Origin of the sequence: Larkinella bovis, from assembly GCF_042655385.1 — a bacterium.
Lineage (GTDB): Bacteria > Bacteroidota > Bacteroidia > Cytophagales > Spirosomataceae > Larkinella > Larkinella bovis.
Window position 1 is genome coordinate 1 of the sequence record NZ_JBHSMA010000030.1, and the last position, 1675, is coordinate 1675.

The window sequence follows — 1675 nt, forward strand, 5'->3', positions numbered from 1 at the left end:
CCGGAAGTAACGCCGACCAACCAGGGCGATGGCAACAGTGCCTTCTCGCAGGGGATGATCTGGCACAACTACCCCAAACCGACCACCTGGATGTTCGGCCTGCAGATTGGGTTGTAATTGATTAAAAGCATCAAATGAAGATTTCGACAATGAAACATATTCTTAAGCAAGTAAGTAAGGTGGCCCTGCTGGGCGCTACCCTGCTGGGGCCGGTGGGCTGTAAGGACTTTTTGGATGAACAGGCCCCCTCGAACTTAACCCCCGACAACTTCTACACGATTCCCGACCACGCCGAAGCGGCCCTGGCTTCGGTCTACGCCGACCTGCGGTTCATGGGCGATGGCGCCGGCATCTTCTCCTCCAACTGGCAGCTGCTGGAAGCCCTCACCGGCACCTCCACCACCGAAACCGCCCAGAACTCCGACCTCAACAACCTCTACGGGCTGGTGCATGACGGCAACACCATCCACGTGGTCAACTACTGGAACGGGCTCTACAAGGTCATCGCCCAGGCCAACCAGGTGCTCGACAAGGTGCCGGGCATCACCCCCATGGACGAAGTGCAGCGCAAGAAAATCCTGGGAGAAGCCCGGTTTCTGCGGGCCTGGGCCTACTTCATGACCGTGCAGCTGTGGGGCGATGTGCCCCTGATCACCAAACCCCAAACGGCTTCCTCGGAAGATTTCCAGCCGGGGCGGGCCAATAAGGAGGAGGTCTACAAACTCATCGTCGAGGACCTGACGACGGCCGAAGCCGCCGGGTTAGCCTGGATGGATGTCAGTGGGCGGGTCAATCAGGCCGCCGTCAAGACGTTGCTGGCGAAGGTGTACCTGACAATGGCGGGTTTTCCCCTCAGCAAGGGGGCCAGCCACTACAAGCTGGCCGCTGACAAGGCCCGGGAAGTGATCACCTACGCCAACGCCAACCCGACGTCTATTGGTCTGTTTACCTCCTACGAGGATGTGCATAAGGAAAGCACCGAAAACCGGCTGGAGCACCTGTTCATGCTGCAGTACAACACGCTGGTGGCGGGCAATCCGATGGATAACATGTACCCCAACTTCAAACCGGTGACCTACAACGGTCCCTCGGGAACGGGCAGTACGGTGCCGACGGTGTCGTTCTACAACTCCTACGAAGCGGGCGACAAGCGGGCCAAGGACCAGGAGGGGTATTTCTACTCGACCTACTTTACCAACGGGAACGGGGAGCGGTTCAGTCTGGGGGCCAACTACATCTTCAAGCACTTCAACCGCACGGCCAACGGCACGCAGGGGGTGGCCGGTACGCGGCAGAACAACCTGAACGTGCCCCAGATCCGGTACGCCGAAACGCTGCTGATTTTTGCCGAAGCGCAGAACGAGGTGGGTGGTCCTACCCAGGAGGCTTATGAGGCTATGAAGAAGATTCGGGACCGGGCGGGTCTGGTGACGCCGGCTTTGGGGAGCTACAGCCAGGCGACGCTGCGGGAAGCGGTGTGGCGGGAGCGTTGGCACGAGTTGTGTTACGAGCAGCTGACGTGGTTTGACATGGTTCGGTTGCGGAAGGTGTACAACGAGAAGACCAACGGGTTCGACAACTTTGTGGGTCACGTCAACCTGAGTTCGAATCAGCCCTTGCAGGAGAAGCACCTGCTGCTGCCGTTGGGCAAGCAGGAGATGCTGAACAACCCCAA

The 1675-nt window shown here is 59.1% G+C and carries 1 protein-coding gene; it reads left to right on the forward strand.

Translation table 11 applies throughout. The features are described from left to right. Nucleotides 1–149: 149 nt before the first annotated feature. A partial coding sequence (locus ACFPMF_RS27985; protein ID WP_379851474.1) for a RagB/SusD family nutrient uptake outer membrane protein occupies nucleotides 150–1675 on the forward strand: 1526 nt, incomplete at its 3' end.